Source organism: Chitinophaga rhizosphaerae (genome assembly GCF_003958645.1).
GTDB lineage: Bacteria > Bacteroidota > Bacteroidia > Chitinophagales > Chitinophagaceae > Chitinophaga > Chitinophaga rhizosphaerae.
Genome location: NZ_RXLO01000004.1, coordinates 105,781 through 126,260, shown reverse-complemented (window position 1 = coordinate 126,260; position 20,480 = coordinate 105,781). Strand labels below are relative to the sequence as shown.

Annotated in this window: 18 protein-coding genes and 1 riboswitch; of the genes, 5 read left to right on the top strand and 13 right to left on the bottom strand. The window is 54.8% G+C overall.

The genetic code is table 11. The features are described 5' to 3' along the window. Window positions 1-39: 39 nt before the first annotated feature. From EJ361_RS11050 to EJ361_RS11040, 3 genes are all read right to left on the bottom strand, one after another. Complete coding sequence (locus EJ361_RS11050; RefSeq protein WP_126245680.1) at window positions 40-975, bottom strand: ABC transporter substrate-binding protein; 936 nt, start codon at window positions 973-975, stop codon at window positions 40-42. A gap of 63 nt (window positions 976-1,038) precedes the next feature. Then, on the bottom strand, window positions 1,039-1,635 hold the full coding sequence (locus EJ361_RS11045; protein ID WP_126245679.1) for a DUF6580 family putative transport protein: 597 nt from the start codon (window positions 1,633-1,635) through the stop codon (window positions 1,039-1,041). Window positions 1,636-1,650: 15 nt separating this feature from the next. Then, window positions 1,651-3,552 carry a TonB-dependent receptor plug domain-containing protein gene (locus EJ361_RS11040; RefSeq protein ID WP_164714186.1) on the bottom strand — a complete coding sequence of 634 codons (1,902 nt, stop codon included), beginning with the start codon at window positions 3,550-3,552 and terminating at the stop codon, window positions 1,651-1,653. 104 nt (window positions 3,553-3,656) lie between these two features. Beyond that, a riboswitch (cobalamin riboswitch) is annotated at window positions 3,657-3,862 on the bottom strand. A 47-nt stretch (window positions 3,863-3,909) separates the two neighbouring features. Here EJ361_RS11040 and EJ361_RS11035 point away from each other — a divergent pair. Continuing rightward, the gene (locus EJ361_RS11035) at window positions 3,910-5,235 is read left to right on the top strand and encodes an APC family permease (RefSeq protein WP_126245677.1); all 1,326 of its coding nucleotides are present in this window, start codon (window positions 3,910-3,912) and stop codon (window positions 5,233-5,235) included. 17 nt (window positions 5,236-5,252) lie between these two features. Further along, a complete protein-coding gene (locus EJ361_RS11030) occupies window positions 5,253-6,416 on the top strand; it encodes a trans-sulfuration enzyme family protein (protein WP_126245676.1) in 1,164 nt (387 codons plus the stop codon). A gap of 69 nt (window positions 6,417-6,485) precedes the next feature. Here the strand turns inward: EJ361_RS11030 and EJ361_RS11025 are convergent, their stop codons facing one another. The 9 genes from EJ361_RS11025 to EJ361_RS10985 form a co-directional block, all read right to left on the bottom strand. Next, a complete protein-coding gene (locus EJ361_RS11025) occupies window positions 6,486-7,481 on the bottom strand; it encodes a DUF5007 domain-containing protein (RefSeq protein ID WP_126245675.1) in 996 nt (331 codons plus the stop codon). 9 nt (window positions 7,482-7,490) lie between these two features. Beyond that, the gene (locus tag EJ361_RS11020; RefSeq protein ID WP_240646607.1) at window positions 7,491-8,168 is read right to left on the bottom strand and encodes a fasciclin domain-containing protein; all 678 of its coding nucleotides are present in this window, start codon (window positions 8,166-8,168) and stop codon (window positions 7,491-7,493) included. 23 nt (window positions 8,169-8,191) lie between these two features. Then, complete coding sequence (locus EJ361_RS11015; RefSeq protein ID WP_126245674.1) at window positions 8,192-9,718, bottom strand: RagB/SusD family nutrient uptake outer membrane protein; 1,527 nt, start codon at window positions 9,716-9,718, stop codon at window positions 8,192-8,194. Between the two features lie 23 nt (window positions 9,719-9,741). Next, window positions 9,742-12,897, bottom strand: coding sequence for a SusC/RagA family TonB-linked outer membrane protein (locus EJ361_RS11010; protein ID WP_164714185.1), 3,156 nt, complete (start codon window positions 12,895-12,897; stop codon window positions 9,742-9,744). Between the two features lie 776 nt (window positions 12,898-13,673). Further along, window positions 13,674-14,324: a tetratricopeptide repeat protein gene (locus tag EJ361_RS11005; protein WP_126245672.1), complete on the bottom strand. Its 651-nt coding sequence runs from the start codon at window positions 14,322-14,324 to the stop codon at window positions 13,674-13,676. A 100-nt stretch (window positions 14,325-14,424) separates the two neighbouring features. Then, entirely contained in the window at window positions 14,425-14,928 is a 504-nt protein-coding gene (locus tag EJ361_RS11000; protein WP_126245671.1) for a lipocalin family protein, read from the bottom strand. 125 nt (window positions 14,929-15,053) lie between these two features. Then, complete coding sequence (locus EJ361_RS10995) at window positions 15,054-15,251, bottom strand: hypothetical protein (RefSeq protein ID WP_126245670.1); 198 nt, start codon at window positions 15,249-15,251, stop codon at window positions 15,054-15,056. 87 nt (window positions 15,252-15,338) lie between these two features. Continuing rightward, entirely contained in the window at window positions 15,339-15,971 is a 633-nt protein-coding gene (locus tag EJ361_RS10990) for a response regulator (RefSeq protein WP_126245669.1), read from the bottom strand. A gap of 69 nt (window positions 15,972-16,040) precedes the next feature. Continuing rightward, window positions 16,041-16,847: a sensor histidine kinase gene (locus EJ361_RS10985; protein WP_126245668.1), complete on the bottom strand. Its 807-nt coding sequence runs from the start codon at window positions 16,845-16,847 to the stop codon at window positions 16,041-16,043. 416 nt (window positions 16,848-17,263) lie between these two features. On the opposite strand from EJ361_RS10985, the gene EJ361_RS10980 reads away from it, so the two are divergent. Next, window positions 17,264-18,469, top strand: coding sequence for a PepSY-associated TM helix domain-containing protein (locus tag EJ361_RS10980; protein ID WP_126245667.1), 1,206 nt, complete (start codon window positions 17,264-17,266; stop codon window positions 18,467-18,469). A gap of 60 nt (window positions 18,470-18,529) precedes the next feature. Here the strand turns inward: EJ361_RS10980 and EJ361_RS10975 are convergent, their stop codons facing one another. Continuing rightward, on the bottom strand, window positions 18,530-18,838 hold the full coding sequence (locus tag EJ361_RS10975; RefSeq protein WP_126245666.1) for a hypothetical protein: 309 nt from the start codon (window positions 18,836-18,838) through the stop codon (window positions 18,530-18,532). Window positions 18,839-18,926: 88 nt separating this feature from the next. On the opposite strand from EJ361_RS10975, the gene EJ361_RS10970 reads away from it, so the two are divergent. Both EJ361_RS10970 and EJ361_RS10965 read left to right on the top strand, forming a co-directional pair. Further along, on the top strand, window positions 18,927-19,514 hold the full coding sequence (locus EJ361_RS10970) for an RNA polymerase sigma factor (RefSeq protein ID WP_126245665.1): 588 nt from the start codon (window positions 18,927-18,929) through the stop codon (window positions 19,512-19,514). 61 nt (window positions 19,515-19,575) lie between these two features. Then, window positions 19,576-20,463, top strand: a complete 888-nt coding sequence (locus tag EJ361_RS10965) for a FecR family protein (RefSeq protein WP_126245664.1) — start codon at window positions 19,576-19,578, stop codon at window positions 20,461-20,463. Window positions 20,464-20,480: the final 17 nt, after the last annotated feature.

The following is a 20,480-nucleotide window of genomic DNA, read 5'->3' as shown; positions in this document are numbered from 1 at the left end:
TTGAAACGCAAAGGGGCTTCCGTCTGGAAGCCCCTTTTTTTATGCGGTCACCGCCCGGGAATCGATGGAGCGGAATTTATGTTGCAAGTGTTGCGGCGGCGGGAAGATGTGGGGATGGAAGAGGTGCGCGAGCACTTCCACGCCGTCCGTGAGCGTACTGGCGCTGGGTTGCGTGAAAAGATCGTAGTCCGCAAGGTGGACTTCGTTGTTACGCACGGCCTGGAGGTTTTCCCAGCCCGGTACTTTGGTGACGAGGTCCAGCTCGTCGAGCGAGCGGCCGGTGAGGAACCCGCAGGGAGCGATCACCAGCACTTCGGGATCGTAGCGGAATATTTTTTCCCAGGGCGTTACGATGGAGTCGCCCGCGGGGTTAGACAGCATGTCGACCCCGCCTGCGTAGGCCACCTGGTAAGGGATCCAGTGGCCGCAGTTGTAAACGGGCGCCATCCATTCCATGATCATCACGCGGCGGAGGGGCGAGCGGTGCTGGCGAAGACGGTCTACCACGGCATCGAGCCTTTGCTGGAGCGCAGTCACGTATGCGAAAGCGGCGGCTTCCTCACCGAGGGCGCGGCCGATGGTAATGGCGCACTGGAAAACATCGTCGAGGTTGTTGGGGCTGAGGCTCACGAGCGCGGGCTGCTTGTCCAGCTTGTAGACGGCCTGCTGGGTGCAATGCGTATCGATCTGGCAGACTTCACACACGTCCTGCGTAAAGATCACGTCGGGCGCAATGGAAGCTAGCAGCGGTTCGTCTACGTAATAGAGGCTTTTGCCCTGCGCTTTGGAAGCGGAGAATATCCGGTCGATTTCCTCGCTGCTGTAATGTTTGCCTTCGAGCACGCAGCGGACCACTTTCTGTTTTTCGGCCAGGGCGGCGGGCGGGCATTCGAACGTGATGCCGTCGAGCAGATGCTGGAGGCCCATGTCGTAGATCATTTGCGTAGCGGCGGGGAGGAAGGAACTGGCGGTCATATCTGGATCGGGTAGTTGGGTGGAAAGGGAAAAGGCCGGTTTGCGGCCGGCCTTTTCGTGATATTATCGGGCGGAAAGCGCCGGGACCCTGTTTTCCAGCCAGCTGAACAGGCCGAAAAAGATGCCGCTGTACACGACATTGGAGATCAGGGTGTTTTTGATGAAGGGGATGCCCAGGGCGTAGCACTTCATGAGGCCGGCGAAATCGCGGCTGAAGGGCAGGCCGGTGGTGATGTCGATGCTGGTAGGGCGCATCCAGGTGCCGAAGTCCACGATCAGCCAGTACACCACCGCAGCGAGGATGGAAGCGCCGATAACGGGGAGCGCCTTCACGTTGCGGATCACCAGTTGGCCGGTGAGCACCATCGCGGCGAAGCCGATATAATTCCAGTACCAGCCTTCGAACAGGAAGCCGTCCGCATACGCCGCATACACCGTTTTCATCATGATCACATCGCTGAGGAAAAGCGCCAGCAACGGAAACAGGTAGCTCTTCCATTTATCGGCGAACATCGCACCGCCGAAAAGCGCCATGGCGCCCAGCGGGGAAAAGTTGGAGAAAGGGGTGAGATGGCCTGCGGCAAGCACGCGAAGCACGCCGCCCGCTACGATGAAAAGCAGTAATACGAAGAAACGTGGCTGGATTTGTTTGATGGACATGCGTCAGTTTTTAGATCAGAATGAAAAAGATACGCCGCTCTGCATGTTGAAACCGAGGACGGAGTAGCCGTAAATTTCCCAATATTTTTTGTTATTGGTGATATTATTTGCGTGCAGGAAAATTTTGGCTTTCCCGAAATTATATTCCGCATAGGCATTCCAGATCGTATAGGCTTCCAGCTGGATGCTCTCCGCCGTCCAGGCATTGGGCGCATAATACAGGTCGCCTCGGGTGCCCGTGTGGCGAACGCTTGTGCCTACGAACAGCCCTTTTGTGGCCTGGTAGGCAAGGTCGATCTGGCCGGTATGGTTGGGGCGGCGCACCAGATTGGAATAGGTAGTGTCTTTCCCGGCGGCGTTCTGCGTCGTCACCTGGCCGTCTACATATGCGTAAGACGCCTTGATCAGCAGTTTTTCGACCGGCCGGGCGCTTACTTCCACTTCCACGCCTTTATCTTTTTGCTGGTTGAAGTTGATGTATTTGTAATTGATGTAGGAGATCTGGTCTTTGATATTCCGTTTGAAGCCAACCACGCGCAGGTCCAGTTTGTTTTTCAGCAGGTAAGTCTGGATACCGGCTTCATAGCTGTCTGCATGTTCCGCCTTCAGGTCGGGGTTGCCGTACTGGCTGTAGAGGGATGTGAGCGTGGGGGCTTTGAAACCAGAGGCCACCGTGGCAAAAACCTTCAGTTTGTCGGAAAAAACGTAGGACGGGTTGATGGTGTAGGTGAACTTGTTGCCGTATTTGTTATGGACCGTGTATCGCCCGCCCAGTTCCAGGTTGAAGCCGTGGAAGTTTTTCAGGAACAGCGAGGCATAAGGGCTCACGGTGTTTTGGCTGTGAACGTCCCAGGTTTTATCCAGTTCGTCGGCGTTCACCATGTCGGCCTGGCGGTATTCCACGCCGGCGAGGGCCTGGAGCCAGTTGGTGAGGTCGTAGTGGCCATAGGCTTCCCCGAAATACGAGCGGCCATCGAGGTGCGTGGTATCCCATCCGGTTTCGTCGAAGCGGTTTACGCGCTGGTAGGCGAAATTCCCGTACACCTTGCCTTTGGTGCCGATATCGTATTGCGTGCGCACGCCGGAATGCAGGAAGTCGGATTTGTTTTTGTTGATACGGGAATCGACGAACGACCCGCCGTCGAACCGGCTTTTATAATCGCTGTAGAAAAGGAATGGCTGGACGCGGAAGTTTTCCGTAGCCTGGATGCCTACGGTAGCGTTGAGGCCGTTTTGGCGGTAGCCGTCGCGGTCGAACACGTCTTTCACGGTATCGGGCTTCGCGGCTTCGGTGATGCCGTCTGTGCTGAAATGGGTGAATGCGATGTTGTAATCGATATTGTCCTGTTTGCCACGGAGGCCCAGGGAGCCCTTCATCGTCCGGTTAGAGCCGAACATCAGGTCACCGAAAACATTCACGGGTTTGTTCCCGCCTTTTTTCATGATGATATTGATCACTCCGGCGATGGCGTCTGCGCCGTACAGGGTCGTCTGTGTTCCGCGGAGGATCTCGATGCGCTCTACCTGGTCGATGGGCAGGAATCGGAGATCGATGGCGTTGCCGGTGAGCCCGGTGGCGTCTGCCACGGGGATGCCGTCCATGAGGATGGTGGTGTACTGGGAAGTGGCGCCGCGGAAATAGACTTCGCGGTTCTTGCCGGGGTTGGAATAAACCCCGCCGATCACGATGCCGGTGGTTTCGTTGAGCACGTCGGCCACGCTGCGGCCAAGGTTCTGCCCGATCTGGCGGTTGCCGATGATGGTGACTACTTTACCGGTTTCCCCGAGTTTCTTGGCGAATTTGGTGGCGGTTACGGTGTAAGTGCTCAGTTCGGAGATGCGGGCGGAGTCTTGCGACTGCACGGTGTGCCCTGCGGCGAGGATGCCGGCGGTCAGGAGCAGGTGTGTTTTTTTCATGTAGGCCATAGACTGTAAAAAATCAGTGGCGCCGGGGAGAATTGAAAAGTACGTATGATGGCAGCAATGCCGCATATGCCCTCCGCTTTTCACCCGAAAGCGCGGATTAAAAGTGGTATGCGGCAGGTCTTCTGGCTTCGCCCGCTTCCCGGGAGGCCTTCCCGTTCCGATGTGCCGGAACAGTGGCTGGGGTCCTGGAAAACGATAAATGCGGGCTTACAGCTACGGGGATAGCTCCGGATTTTCACCGGATTCCCTATTAATGCCGGCCCCGGAAAGGGACCTGGCAACCGTGTACCGGCCGCAAACCTACGCATATTTTGGTAAATACAGCGTTAATCGGTTATCTTGTATATCATGAGCATCAAACCGAAACTCGGGCCGTTCGACCTTACCATGATCGTGGTCGGGCTGGTCATCGGGATGGGAATTTTTCGCACGCCGGTGAGCGTGGCCCGGGAAACGGGCACGCCGCAATTATTCTATATGGTTTGGGTGCTGGGAGGGCTCGTTACGCTCTGTGGCGCGCTCACCTATGCCGAGATCGGCTCCCGGTTCCCCGTGGCAGGCGGGTTTTACAAAGTGCTGTCGGTCGGCTTCCACCCCGCGTATTCTTTCATGATCAACTGGACCCTTGTCATATCAAATGCCGCTTCCATCGCGGCGGTTTGCATCGTGGGAGCGGAATATATCGGCCCCGTGATCCTCCCGGAATCGATGCAGCACGAAGGCGGGCGCAAAACCATCGCCATCACGGGCGTGGTCGTATTGTATATTATTAATATGCTCGGTATCCGCATGAGCGCCAGCTGGCAGAACGTGCTGACGGTTTTCAAAATTACCCTCGTACTGCTGCTCTGCCTGGCAGCCTTCAGCAGCCACGTGGCGCCCCCGGCCGCGGGAGGCGTTTCGGTGGTGGAACATAGCTGGGCCTATATTTTCGGGGCCGCGCTCGTGCCGGTTTTCTTCACCTATGGCGGTTATCAGCAAACGATCAACTTCGGGTCAGACGTCCGCGAGCCGTCGAAAAACATGCCGCGCGCCATCCTGCTGGGGATCGGGATCATTTTGTTGCTGTACGTCACGGTCAATTACGCATATGTGAAAGTGATCGGGTTCGAGCAGCTGAAAACCACCGAAGCCCTGGCTGCACGCATGGCCGAAGCGTTTTTCGGGGAATATGGCTTCAAGGTAACTTCGGTACTGCTGTTTTTGTCGGTGCTGGGATACGCCAACGTCAACCTCATGTCGAACCCGCGGATGTATTACGCCATGGCCGAAGACGGCGTTCTGCCGGGTGTTTTCAGACGGGTCAATTCCAAAACCCAGGTACAGGAAGTGGCGCTCACCACCTTTGCGATCCTCATCGTCGGCATGCTGTATTTCCTCAGCAACTTCGACAATATTATCCAATATGTCATGCTTTTTGACTCAATTGGCCTTGCTTCAGCTGCAGCCACGATATTTGTGCTCCGGAAGAAAACGGCGCACCTCGACGGAACGGGCATCTACAAAATGAAGCTCTACCCGGTCGTTCCCGCCATTTTCATCACCGTATATTTATTCGTCACTGTCAATATTTTTATAAAAGATCTAAACCAGGCGCTCGGAGGGATGTTTTGGTTTGTAGCGGGGCTACCCATTTATTTTTTCATGCGCTATGCCGTACGGCGGCGTGATTAGCGCTATCAGTTTGACATATGGACCTTTCATTTATAATAAACCAACTGGGAGAAGACCGGGAGCAGTATTTCAATGCCATTGCACCACCCATCATGCAAAGCAGCAACTTTGCGTTCAAATCGGTGGGAGAGATGCGGGATTTGTTGCAGGATGAATACAAAGGCTTCCTGTACACGAGGGGCAATAACCCGACCATCGATATCCTTCGGAAGAAGCTGGCGGCGCTGGATGGCGCGGAAGACGCGCTGATCTTCGGCAGCGGCGCGGCGGCCATCTTTGCGGCAGTGCTGTCGCAGGTACAGCAGGGTGATCATATCGTGTCTGTCCGCGATCCCTACAACTGGGCCGGCCAGCTGTTCACGGCCATCCTGCCGCGGTTTGGGGTGACCACCACGTTCGTGGACGGAACGGATACCGCGAATTTCCGCAACGCCCTCCAGTCCAATACCCGCCTCATTTATCTCGAATCTCCCAATTCGTTCACCTTCGAGCTGCAGGACATTGCCGCGGTGGCCGCACTGGCGAAGGAAAAGGGGATCGTGACCATGATCGACAACAGTTACTGCACCCCTATTTTTCAGCGCCCGCACGAGCTGGGGATCGATCTGTGCCTGCAATCGGCCACGAAGTTCATCAGCGGCCACAGCGATACCATGGCCGGGGTGCTCACGGGGCGGGAAGAAATGACCCGGAAGATATTTATGTCGGAACTGCTTAATATCGGCAGCGGCATCGCGCCGTTCAACGCGTGGTTGCTGCTGCGGGGGCTCCGCACGCTGGAAATCCGGCTGGAGCGCAGCGCATCAAGCACCAAAACGATCTGCGAATGGCTGAAGGAACAACCGGAGATCGAAAGGGTTATTTTCCCGATGGACCCCGCCTTCCCGCAATACGAACTGGCGAAAAAGCAGATGCACGGCGCAGCCGGGCTCATCACCATCCAGCTGAAAGCCGGAAAGCGGGAGCAGGTGGAAGCGTTCTGCAACGGACTGCAACGCTTTCTCATGGCGGTTTCCTGGGGCGGCCACGAATCGCTGGCGTTCCCGGCCTGCGCTTCCCTGGCGGAAAACGAATTCGACCCCGCCGTGCCGAAACACCGGATGGTACGGTTGTACATCGGGCTGGAAGAGCCGGGCGTCCTCATCAGCGACCTCGCCCTGGCCCTCCGCGCTATCCATTAACAGGTTACACCGCTATAAACGAAAAAGGCCCGGAACGTTCCGGGCCTTTTTTCATGTCGACAGATCGGCTCAAGCTTTACGCGAGCACTTCGGCAGCTTGAACGTTACTTCAAACGTGCCTTTTACGAGAATGCGGAACGTCCACCGCGGGTTTACATTGTATATCTGCTCGTCGGTGGGTGCCACGCCAGGGTCCAGCGTTACGAACTGGCTGGGGATACGGTAATACATGAGGTAACCGTAGCCGGGGTATTGCTTCAGGGGGAACGGCGTTACTTCGTAATTGCAGACCATCGTGGTATCGGTATATTCCACCGGATGGAACTTGGCGTAGGATTCGAACAGCGGGCGGTCGCCGCGTTTGATCAGTTCGCCGGCTTTAGGATTGAAGGCCTTGCCGTTTTTGTCGGTAATCTTGATCCGCACCTGGTAACCCTCGTCGGATAGCTTTTTAACGGACATGACAGGAGAGCCCATGTCGCCGTTGGTGTTAGTGCCGTCGATGAAATACGCGCATCCGGGCGCGCCTTCCTGCCGGTAAGCCTGGTCGAGCAGCTGGATCACGGAAATATCCCGGAACGTTTTGGTGCCGCTCTGGTTGGTGACAGACACGTCGAAGGCATAGTTGCCCGCCGGAATGTTGCCGGTACCTTCATTGAACATCAGCTGTCCGGATTTTTCCATGAGCTGGAGCGCCGGGATTTCCAGGATCTCGCGTTTCTTGTTCAGCAACGCCACCGTTGTATCGCTGGACGGGTCGAAGAGTGCCGTCCAGACGTACACCTTGTTCTTTTGGCTGAACACATCGGTAGCTTTTCCGGTAGCCAGATCGCGTATTTCCGTCAGCTTCACGGAAATCGGGTAGTTAGACCCGTCCAGCTCGAAAGCTTTCGGATCGGAGCTCCAGTTGGTGCCGCGCAATACGCGGAAGGTGTCGTTCACGTAACGGATCTGCTCGCTGATGTAGCCTTCCGGGATCTTTTTACAGGATGATACCATGCCTGTCGCCGCAACGGCGGCAAGGGCGCATCCCAGGATCGTATGTTGCAAAATTTTATTAGCCATGTAGAAAAATTAATTGAGTTCAGCAAAAGTGAAGTTGTGATAGTTCGCCAGTACATGCACGACGCCGTTGTTGGTAATGACGCCGGAAGTCTGCACTACCACGCGTTTGTCCCGCTCCTCGGTGGGCACGTCGTCGTTGATCAGCGGGTCGAGCGTACCGATGACTTTCGTGAAGTAGATGTATTGCGGAATGAGGGTGAGGCCATCGTTGATATAGGAACCACTGGGGTCGTCCCACAGGGTGATGTGGCGTTTTTCGCCGTCTTTGGACGTATAATACTGGCCATCTTTCGTCAGCGCGGCGCGCTCTATTTTCTGCGGGAAGAGGTAAGCGCGGAGGGAATCCTTGTACTTGGGGAAATCCAGCTCGCCGAATTCGAACTTCAGGTTTTCGTCGTTCGCTTCCAGCTGTTTCCGTACCTGCACCACTTTCTTCACGTAATTCTGGATGGCATAGTCGGTAGGCGCGAAGAAGGTGCCCGCGGCATTGACTTCATCTTTCAGCCCGGTTTTATCGATCAGCAGTACAAGCGTGTCGAACAGCGGGTTGGTTTTCAGGAATTCGTATGTGGTGCCGTTGAATTTGGGATCGTGGAGGTTGCCGCCGATGAAGTAATCGGTTTTCTTGCAGGAAGCGAAAGTGGCTGCCAGCAACAACATCCATATCCATTTTATGTTTGATTGCATGATTGTCGGTTTAGGATTTGAGATTAAAGTCTTCCGTTCCAGTAAGGCGTCTGTTTCATCAGCAGGTTATCTTTGAACAGCGCGCGGGGGATGGGCCAGTAGTTCTTGCCATACCTGTCTGATCCCATTTCCGTCGCATTGGCGAATTGTGCGTTGAAATCGTTGATAAACCCGGAGCGGAGGAGGTCCCAGAACGCATGGCCTTCCGCGAACAGTTCGCGCTGGCGCTCGGTGATGATGAAATAGTAAAGATCGTCGCCAGCCGTAGTGCCGTCGAGCGCTTCGAGGCGGGCGCGGGTGCGGACCTTGTTCACCAGGTCGCGCGCTTCGGCTTCCTTGCCGGTTTTGAACAGTGCCTCGGCGCGGAGGAGGATGACGTCGGAAAGGCGGAAGACGAGCAGGTTGTTCGACTGCCGGGGGGCTTTCCTAACGTCGCCGTCGCGGTAAGTGATGTTGGCGTATTTCTTCACCATGTAATTGCCTTCCATGTAGCTATTGGGATCTTTCTCGAACCAGAGCTGGGCGCGCAGGTCGCCATCTTCCCAATACACGTTTTCGTAGGTCGTCTTATGCGCCATCCAGGGCACATTGTCCGGATTGCGGGGTTCGCGGGTGGCGAGGTAGGGTACATACAGCGTTTTGGAACCGATGCCCTGGAAGCTACCCCAATAGTCAGGGCCCGATCCTTCGTTCTGCTTTTCGTCGATATTGATTTCGAAAAGCGCTTCCATCGAGCGGCCGATGGGCATTTGGTTGTATTCGGCGGAGTCGGTGATGAACTTCAGGCCGTATTTGCCGGGACTGGCCACCAGGTCGCGGGTCGCTTCTTCGCATTTGGGGAAATCTTTCATCCAGGCGTAGATATGCGCTTTCAGGGCGAGGGCGGAAGCGCGGGATGCGCGGACGCCGCGGTCGTTGGTCTGGATCGGCGTTTCCGGCAGCAGCTGGATGGCGGATTCCACGTCTTTGAGGCACTGGGCCAGCACCACGCTTTGTTTTTCCCGCCCGATGTTTTTTGCCTGGGAGAGGTCTTCAACGGGTTCCAGGATCAGGGGAACATCGCCCCAAACGCGGGAGATGTAGAAATAGAGGAACGCGCGGAGGAAATGGGCCTCCCCGGTATAGTAAGCCTTTTGCGCACCTATCGCGAAAGCGTTATCCGGAATGGTGGGGATTTTCTGCACGAGGAGGTTCGCCTGGGCGATGGCTTTGTAGTACAAGGTCCAGTTCTGGAGGTTTTCCAGGTAACCATAGTATACACCGTCCAGCTCCCCGTTGGCGATCTGGTGAATGGAATAGTCGGAATAATACGTGACGCGGAACGTGTTGGCGGTAATATCGCCGTACACGAAGAAGCGGTTCTCGTCCATGAGGGCTTCGCGGGTAAGGGCATACCCTCCCATCAAACCGGCCAGCGCGTCTTTGTCGTTTTTCCAGAAGGTGAGACTGGTAGGCCCCGTCTTGGGTTCCAGCTCCAGGATTCTCTTACAGCTGCCGAATACGATAGCACAAAGCAGTACGGCGGCGATTACATATCTTGATTGTTTCATAATGTCATTTTTAAAGTGGAAGCCTAGAATCCTACGTCGATGCCGAGGGTGAATTTCATCGGGATCGGATAACCGTCGCCGGTATATACACCGTAAGCATTTACGGCTTCCGCATCGGGAATGTTATTCCGCTGGAAAGTGTACATGTTGTCGATCACCCCGTACAGCCGCAGCCTGTTCAATTTCAGCCGCTCGATGATGGGCTTCTGGAAATTGTATCCGAACGTCACGGTTTTGATGCGGACATACGAGCCGTCTTCAATGTACATCGTGTTCTTGTCGAGGAAACGGTAGGGAGAACGCTGGTCTCTCACCAGGGAGAGTGTGGGGTAATCCGCAATGTCGCCTTCGCGTTTCCAGTAATTGAGCTTGTCCACGTCGAAGATGGCCCTGCGGGAAAACGCCGTTTCACCACCATCTCCGGAACCTTCGAACAGGTACTCCAGCCTGCGGTTCAGGTAGCTGTTCATGATCGAACGGCCGAAGGTGTAGCTCAGGAATACGCCGAACGTAAAGCCCTTGTACTCGAAGTTGTTGTTCAGGCCACCGTAATACCGCGGGTTGGGATCGCCGCCGATGATCTGGTCCATCGGTTCCTTGATGTCGAAGTTGCCGTCCTGGTCCACGAGGATCGGATCTCCGGGATGGTATTCATATCCCACGAAGTTCGTCAGCAACCGGCCGGTCAGCAGGTTGAAGGGAATGTCTTTCTGGGTGGAATAAATCCCCCTCGATTCGAACACATAATACTGGTTCGCCGGCCTGCCCACGGTCAGGAGGTAATCCAGCCCGTAAACGCCGGTGTTGTAGTTGAAGATGATGGAACGGCCGCCGTTCGGGAGCGCCGTGATGGTGTTCTGGTTGTGGGAGAACACGAAGTCGGTATACCATTGCAGTTTGCTGCGCGGACTGAGGTTCCTGGTATTGATCGTCAGTTCCACGCCCGCGTTGCGGAGGCCGATGGCGTTCGTCTGCGCTTCGGTGTAGCCGCTGGAATTGGGGAGCAGGTAGCTGAAGAAACCTTTGGACGTGCTCCGGTTGTACAGGTCTGCGATCACGCGGATGCGGTCTTTGAAGAACCCTGCTTCCAAACCAACGTTGCCCTGGCGCGATTCTTCCCACGAAAGGTCTTTCTGCGCGATCCCGTCGAAATAGTTGGGGCGGATAACCGGTACACCGTTATAGGAGGTGGCGCCGATACTGCCCTGGAAACTGGCCTGGTTCACGACATAGGTGTTGTAACCGAGGTAGTTCCGCTGCGGTTGGGTGCCCGTTACGCCATAACTGCCGCGCACTTTCAGGAAGCTCAGCCAGTTGAGGTCTTTCATGAAAGGCTCGTCGCTCACGATCCAGCCGGCAGATACCGAGGGGAAGAAGCCCCAGCGACTGTCTTTACCGAACTTGGACGATGCGTCGAAATTGAACACGGCCGACAGCAGGTAGCGGTCGTTGAAGGAGTAGTTGATACGGCTGAACAGGCTTTGCATGCCCTCTTCAGTGGTCAGGGAGCTTGTGGTGGAGTAGTTCTTGTTCGCTACGTTCACCACCCAGATGTAATCGTTCGGGATGAGGTCCGCGCTGGCGAAAGTGTTCTGGTACTGGGTGTATTCCGCGTTTTGGCCGATGATCCCGTTCAGGTCATGTTTGCCGAATTTTTTCGAATATTCGAGGGTGTTGTACATGATGATGCCTTCTGTTTTGCTGGAGAAGGACGCCCCGAAACCGAATGTATTGTTGCGCACCAGGCCGGGCTGGTAAAAGTTGCGCGCCTGGCTTTCGTTGGAATAGGTCAGCGTGGTGTTGAACCGCAGGTTTTTCATGAGGCTGACGTTGAACACGGTGCTAAGTTCCAGCTGGTTGTTGATGTTCTTGTTCTGCCCGCGGTCGTTCCCCAGCAGGTAGTCTTTCGACGCTTCTGTGAGCCCGAAAAACGAGGAAGGCATGGAATAGGTATCGAAGGCGAAGAAGCTGCCCGTGCGTTCGTTAGACGAGCGGGGCCGGTCGGTCCGGTTAATACGGATACGGGTCTGGTTTTCCAGCCAGGGTGTGAATTTGGCGCCGAGGCGGGCCATCACGGTATAGCGCTTGAACCCGGTTTTTTTGATGATGCCGTCTTCCTTATAATGCCCGAGGCTGACGCGGTAGTTGAATATCTCGCTGGCGCCGGACATGCTCACGTCGTAGTTGTCGATCTGGCCGTTCTGGTAAAACATGCCCTGCCAGTCGGTGGCGTTATTGAAAGCCGGGCTAAGGCTGTCTGTCAGCATCATCGGCAGGTTTTCGTTGTCTGTATATTCATTATAGAGGTTGAGGAGTTTCATTTTGAGGCGGCGTTCTTCCGCTCCGCCCACCACTTCGGCGAGTTGGGGCCTGCGGGTGAAGCCGTGGTAGGTGCTGAAGTTGAACTGGGGCTTGCCGAGTTTGGGGGTTTTCGTTTTGATGATGATGATGCCGTTGGAACCGCGGGAGCCGTAGATGGCGGCGGCGGAGGCGTCTTTGAGGATGTCGATGGATTCGATATCGTTCGGGTTGAGGCCTGCGATGGCGTTGGTGCCTGTGCCGTTGGATTCCATTTCACCCAGTTCCGAGGCGGAGGTGGGGATGCCGTCGATCACGTACAGCGGGCGGGAAAGGGCGCGGGCTTCGTCGTATCCGCGGAGTACCGAGGTGTTACCACGAACCACGAGGGTGTTGCGAACGCCGGGCTCACCGGTGAAGTTCTGCACGTTCACACCGCTCACGCGGCCCTGCAGCATCATGTCTACGCTCACGGCAGGGAGGTTCTCGATCGTTTCGCCTTTCACGGTGGCGATGGATGCGGTGTTTTTGCGGCGGGATACTTCCTGGTAGCCGATCACCACGTAATCGCCAAGGGTTTTGGAACCCACCTGCAAAACGATGTCTACGGCATCTTTTCCGGCCACGTTCACTTCCTGGGGATCGAAACCGATGAGGCTGACGATGATCACGTTGCCGGTACCCTTGAGCGTGAGGGCGAAAGAGCCGTCGGCCGAAGCAACCGTACCGTTGGTGCGGTGGCTCTTTTCAATGATGGTGGCGCCGGGCAGCGGACTGCCGTCTTTTTCCCGGACCTTGCCGGTGATGCGGCGCTCCTGGGCGTATGCACTCACGCATAGCAGCAACAGCAGGAACTTCAGTAAGAAGATACGCTTGAACATAAAAGTGATTTTGAGAATAGTGCCTCGATCTGTCTTGGACGGCAATTGCGGAATGTTTGGGGCATACCTTCCCCTGCCTCGCCTGGCCGGCATGGTGCGCGTTCGTACGCGAATGAAATGTCATGTCCTGTATTAGCAGGTTCTGATAGCCGGACGGCGCGAATCAGGTGCTGCGGATGTTAATTCCGTAGCGACTAAAGTGCGTGTAATTTCCGCTGACTGGTGGCCAGATGGTTATAAGGCGAATGCTGCTGTCCCGATGAATAGGCTTACATCAGCTCCAAAGTGCCGCAGTTTGCAGTGTTTTGACAGAATTTAGCTGGTTATGAATTTTGGTTGAATGAATTGTGCTCTTTTAGAATGCGGTGATGTTGCTGCGGCACGGCTGTCTCTCGATTTTTTTGACTGCGATGCCGGAATGGACTTTTTTTGATTAGCGATTTAGATATTTTCCCGTTTCGTTTCTGGTTATACTTTTCCCCTAACAAATTCGATTTAGCAATGGGGAATTCACTTTTAATACGATTTAAATTTAACAAAACTTTTGGGTTTGTCAAGGTCGTTTGTGTTATTTTTTTACGGGAAGCTGACATGTGTTGAAAAAAGCCAGGGCGTTTAAGTCTGGCGTCATTCATAAACTTATCGAGTGTTGGGGGGAGCGGCTGGTTTGGGTATTTATATAAGGCGGTTTGCGGGAGTTACGTTCACCGAAGTGCTGGTATAAAAAAAGCCAGACCGTTCAGTCTGGCTTTTTCCATAAAAATATAATATACTGATCAACCGGGCATGCGGCTGATGTATTTGTCCATTTCCTTGATCTGGCTCACGATCTGTTCGGTCGTAGGCTTTTGCGCTTTCGCACGGCGGAAGAAGTCTTTCGCGGTTTTGAAATCGCGGCGGCTCATGGCGATGGAGCAGAGCATCAGCAGGGCGCCGGCGGTGTTCTCTTTATCGGGGAGACCGAGGCGAACGGCTTTCTTCAGGTTGGCATCGGCCGATTTGATGTCGTTTTTCTGATAAGCGATGGTGCCCAGCTGGAAGAACTGCATCCCTTCGTATTCCTTCATCGGGCTGCCCGTTTTGATACTGGCCTTTACGGCAGCTTCGGCTTTGTCGAGGTCCTGGTTTTGCATGGCCAGGTTGCTCTGCATGAAGTAGTATACGGAACGGATGGGTTTGATGAGCAGTTTCGGGAATTTCACCATGTTCATATATCGCATGGCGCCGTCTACGTCTCCCATTTCCACGGCTTCCTGTACAAGCCGCATGGGGCCAAAGAGAAAATGGGTCACAATGCAAACCAGGGCCAGCACGAGCACGATCGTAGCTTCCCACCAGCCCACGCCAAGGCCGAGGGCGATACCGCCAACGAGAAGTACCAGTCCAAGCGGCAAGCGGTATTTGATAAATAAGTTAAATGCTTTCATATTATTTTGAAACGAAGGGCAAAGATACAATAACTAAAAACGAAAAAGCGGAGCAAATTTTGCCCCGCTTTTCCTTGTTATTCTGATCGCAGTCTGGCAATTACTGCCTGCTGAATGAATAAACTATATAAGCAGTTTTTCCGTCATGTGTTACCGGCGCCCGCCATACCATGCTGCTCCCGTCTGCCTGTGCAAGTTCCACACGATACCCGTCGAGCACGTTTTTCGCTTTCTCCCCGGTCATCACTTCCTTGAACTGCAACATAATGGAACCGCCCTGGTTGATGGTACTCCAAACGATGTTCTGCGTGCCCGGCGCGCAGCCGGTAGCGGTACTGTTTACGGTATATGAGCCCTTGCTGTTGGAGGGCAATACCCACCTGCTGCCCTTCAGGCAATCGGGCGGAATATTGGAAAATACGGAGGAAATTTTCGCATCGGAAGGGAGGCCTTCATAGGTGATGCTGTTGAGGGACCAGCTGCCGGTGGCCGCCTTGCGCATGCCGCCAGCGGTTACCGTTGTGCCTTTTTGCGACGCACAGGCGCTGAACAGCAGCGTGGCCGCTCCTAAAACCGTGAAAAGGCGGGTCAATTGCTTTGTCATTGTTGAGATGTTTTTGTTGCTATGCTAACAAATTTCCGGCCAAAAGTGTTGAAAGGTAAAAGGGCACACGATGCATGTGCCCTTTGGGGAACAATGAATGTTTGAGGGGGAATTCGTTCAGGCGCTCACCCGTTATAAGCGTACGTAATTGTAGTGCTGTTGATTGTATGGCCATCGGGGTTTTGGGACCGCGCGGCTTTTATCGCCGCAAATGAATTCCTTTTCGCCAGGTTCCCCGGCGCACCGTACGTGAGCACGCGCCGGGCATTAGCTGTCCATCCCCCGTCGATGGCACTGGTTGATTTCCGTTCTTCAGCTTTCACGATACAAAATTGAAAAACGGTCCCCCATCCCGCAACCACATAAGGATGTGATTCGGGCATCATGATAATCGGGGGGCGATATGGAGATTACACGAGTTTATCGCGGAAAGCCTTGGCTACGGCTTCCGACTTGGAGTTAACATGCAGTTTTTCATAGATTTTCTTGATATGGGAACGCACGGTATCGATCGAAATGAAGATCTCCGACGCGATCATTTTGTAGCTGTACCCATTAACGAGCAGCTGGAGCACTTCCTTTTCACGCGCTGAAAGATTGTACATCTCGTTGCGGTCGGAAGGCTGGCGGGCAAACAGGTGCAGTACCTGCCGCGCGATGCTCGAAGTCATGGGCGCGCCGCCGTCGTACACGTCCTGGATGTATTCGAGGAGCTTGTCTGGCGGGGTCTTTTTCAGGAGATACCCGTCTGCACCGGCTTTGATGGCTTCGAATACGTGCTGGTTGTCGTCGAACACGGTGAGCATGAGGATGGGCATTTGAGGGAAACGGGTGCGGACGATGCGCAGGCCTTCGATGCCGTTGACGCCGGGCATGTCGATATCCATTAACAGTACGTCGGGGAGCAGATCATCCATCTGCTGCAGGATGTTGTCGCAATTCCGGAATGCGCCGCATACTACAAAATTTTGTGCTCCGTCGATCAGTAATGTCAGGTTCTCTCGCAATTTGGTGTTATCCTCGTATAACACGATTCGGATCATATCCAGGGTTTGGGTAGTTGATAACTGAAGTAAAGGTAATGATCGGCGGGTTAAGCGCCAATCACATGCTTATGTGGTAGGGAACATGAGCGTTACCACGGTGCCCTTGCCTATCTGGCTCTGGATGCTGAACTGCCCGTTCATGCGGTACGCGCGGCGCTGCATGTTCATGAGCCCGTCTCCGTCTCCGGCTTCCTTCACGTCGAACCCTACGCCGTTATCCTGCACCCGCAGTACCAGCTGGCCTTTCCGGAGCTGGATGCGCACGTCGGCAAAGGTGCATTGCGCGTATTTGGCGATGTTGGTGATGGATTCCTTATAGATCATGAAGAAGTCGTGCCGGTTTTCCAGCCGGAGCTTCCGGCTGTAAATCTTTTCGTCGATGTTGAAGGCGAACCCGATCCCCCGGGCTTCCAGCACGCCGGTGGTGAATTCCCGCATCCGGGCGATGACGCGCGGCGTGCCGTCGTTGTGCGGATTGATGCTCCAGACGATGTCGTCCATGCTTTCCATCATGCGGGTGGTGCTGTCGCCGATCTTGGCGAGGAAGTCCTGCGTTTTTTCCAGTTCGCCGCGGCCGGCGCTCTTCTGGGCCATGGCACTCATGATGTTGATGGAGGTGAGGGTACTGCCCATATCGTCGTGCAGGTCTCTGGCGATGCGGCTCCTCACTTTTTCGGTCGCCAGGATGTGATTGACGCGCAGGCGGTGGATGGCATAAACCACGGCCGCGAGCGCCAGTGCGAGGGCAGCGTAAAACCACCCGCCTGGCACGGTGGCAGCAACGGGCGCAGGCGGCTGCGCATGCGCCGGTATCTGGAGCATAACGGCCGGGACCAAGGCCGGCAGGAGGCGAATGTAATGGGGCGTTCGCATAGTTGGGGAAAATCAGGCAAAAATAACCGCTTTATACCATCATTTGTACGTTCCGTCTGCCGAAACCGCCGTTTCACATGTTTATGTGGTGGAGGATATTGTTGAGCTGTTTACCTTTGCCATTACGAGAAACGATGCAATGCACAACCCCATGTACTGACTCCGGAACCTGAGAATCTTTCAGTTACATCGCGGATGCCCCTTTCCGACCGCAATATGCGGAAAGGATTGTTATGCAACTGCATTTACATTATAAAAACGCCTTATAGGAATATGCTGCTAATATAACGGGCGCAAGCTTCTGCTTGTGCCTTTTTTAATTCCCGAAAAATTCCCGATTTGAAAAACCTTTCCCGGTACGATTCCCGTCCTTTGCGGCAATCCGGCATGCCGGCACTGATAAAGAAGCGCATTTTATGAAGATTTTTTTCCGGAATATCCACCTTTACCTCAGCCTGGCCGCGGGCCTCGTCATCATGGTCACCTGTTTTACCGGGGCCGTGCTCGTTTTCGAAGAAGAGCTCAATCATACTTTTTCAAAAGAGCGGTATTACGTTCACCCGCAGGGCGAAAGACTGCCGCTGGCCCAGCTGGTCAGCAACCTGAACGAAAAGGTGCCCGGTGCAAAAGTGAGTGCTTTCAGGATTTACAACGACCCGTCGCGGAGCGTGGAACTGACTTTTTCGCCCGCTGAAAAGAAAGGCGAAAAGAAAGAAGGCGCGGGCGAAAAGAAAAAAGACGCCAAACCTGCAGCCCGCCGCCCGGGCGGCGGCGGTGGAAAGAAAGCTTTCATGAACCCGTACACCGGCGAAGTGATCGAAGTATATGTATACCAGGATACGTTTTTCTATACCATGTTCGCGCTGCACCGCTGGATGCTGGGTGGCGCCGTGGGCAAGATGATCGTGGGGATTTGCACCCTGGTTTTCCTGTTCATTATTTTGACGGGGATCATTTTATGGTGGCCCAAAACGCGGAATATTCTCAAGCAGCGCCTGAAAGTGAAGTGGGACGCGGGCTGGAAGCGCCTGAACCACGATCTGCATATTGTACTGGGCTTCTACGCGGCCATCTTCCTGTTCATTTTTGCATTTACGGGCCTGGCCTGGTCGTTCGAATGGTTCAACAACGGTATCTATAAAGTGACGAACTCCTCGCCCAAAGGCACGCCCCCGCCCGCGTCGCACTACATTGCGGAAGCGAAGCCCGTGGCATTCGATGTGGTCTATCAAAAAGCCAAAACCACCGTGCCGGACGCGCATTTTTACAACATCGCCAAACCGAAAGACTCCGCGGCCGCGTACAGCGTGAGCATGATCACGCCGCGCTCTGCACACGAATCCGCATCGGATAACCTGTTCATCGATCAATATTCGGGCGAGGTTTTGCTGTTACAGGCGTTCGGGGATAAAAACCTGGGACAGCGGGTACGCAGCACCTTCAAGCCGGTGCACATCGCTTCCATCTGGGGCACACCGTCGAAAATCATCGGGCTCATCGTTTGCCTGCTGGGCGTTACCTTCCCCATCACCGGCATCATCATGTGGATCAACCGTTTGCGCAAACAAAAGAAAACAGGGAAATCGAAAGCCCGGTCGCCGCAGGAAGCGGCCGCCGCCTAAGGCGAACGATATCTTATGGGAAAGCAGCGCCGCGGCGCTGCTTTTCTTTTGCATCCTGCATCAATCGCCGCCGCCGCCATCTCCTCCGCCGTCGCCACCGCTATCCCCCCAATCGCCGCTGGCGCCGCCACCTCCGCCATCGCCTCCACCGTAACCACCGAAAGAATCGGAACTGTTATCGCTCGCACCGGAATCGGAAAAACTCCAGGGGGAAGATGACGTGTAATCGCCGCTGCCATTGCCTTTCTGCCGTTTCCGGAACAGGTAGATGATGAGCACGGTAAGCAGAAAAAACGCGAACGGCCAAAAGAAGAGAAGCACTTCGGGAACAGATAACAGGATTGCGGGATAAATTTGCACGAGGAACATCTGTATGTTAATTTAAGGTGCGTTTCAGACGGAAATGCTATTTTAGGGAAATTACCATTTTATTAACCGAAAGTATCCAATTTTGCGCATGTCGGATACCTATGACCACGATGAAGAACTGAACTCGCACTGGGACGCCGTTCTGCTCGGCGACGCCGCGGCATATGCGCAGGTACATGCCCGGCTCTATCCCCTGCTGTTCCGGTATGGACTGGCCATCCTCGGCGACGGGGACCTGGCCGAAGACGCCGTGCAGGAGGTTTTCATCCGCATCTGGACCAAAAAATCCGCCATCGGCCCCACCCGCAACCTCCGCGCGTTTTTCTTCGCTTCCCTGCGCCGCCATTGCCTTAACCAGCTGCGCAGCCTCAAAACCCTGCAAGTCCTGACCGCTCCCGGCCCCGACATCGAATTCTCTCCCGAAGACATTATTATATCCGAAGAATCGGCCGCCGCCCGCCGCAACGCCATCGCACAATACCTCAACCAGCTTCCCCGCCGCCAGAAGGAAGCCCTCTACCTGCGCTTTTATGAATCCCTTTCGTACGACGAAATCGCGGCCATCATGAAAGTAAATTACCAGTCGGTCGTGAACCTCGTCCACAAAGCCATTGCCCAACTCCGGAAATGGATGGGGCAATTGCCGCTGTGGTGGCTGCTTTGGCAGGTATTTTAAAAATTTTCCCGGAAAAAGGAGTATAACCGGCGCATTTTCGTGTCTTTCTATAAAACACGTTATGGAAGAGCCTTCCTTACCGCAAGACCCTGATAAAGTCCCGTTCCGGTTCCGCCGGCGGGAGGTGCCCGCATCGCAGGTCGGCCGCAGTTGGGAACGGATCGCTCCCGAACTGGGAAAAAGAGGGCAACGCAAGCCCCGCCGCACGCTTCGCCTCCTGGCAGCCGCAGTGCTCATGCCGGTCATCGCCTGGGGCGGATATATGCTCTATTGTAACCTGATGTTCGACAACATGCGCGAATATCACACCCGATACGGCGAAATGAAACAGGTGATGCTGCCCGACAGTTCCACCGTTTTCCTCAACGCCAACTCCACCCTCCGTATACCCGCCGAATGGAAAAGCGCCGAAAGCCGCAGCGTGTGGCTCGACGGGGAGGCGTATTTCGAGATCACCAAACATCCCGGCGCCGCCGATGCCCGGTTTATCGTTCATACCCCCGAAATCGACGTGGAAGTGCTCGGCACCAAGTTCAACGTAAATATGCTGGAAGCCCGCACCACCGTGTCGCTCAAGGAAGGGAAGGTGCAGCTCACCGCCAAGTCCGATATCAGCGAAGGCCCCAAAGTGATTATGATGAAACCGGGAGACGAAGTGCAGGTCGACCACGAAAAATCCCGCCTCCGCGAAGCCGTGAATACCGACCAGATCGCAGACTGGCGCAATCACCGCTATCATTTCGAAAACACATCCATGCAGGAGATCGCCGCCATCATCCGCACCAAATATGGTTATGAAGTAACGCTCAGTCCAGCAGCGGCGAAGCGCACTATCAGCGGCGACCTGTATGCCCGGAATATCGAACAATTGTCCAATGCCCTGGCGCTCACCATGAATCTATCAATCGAGCACGCGAATCATAAGATCAGTATTTCAACCAAAGACTAGTTTTTTTAAGATATCAG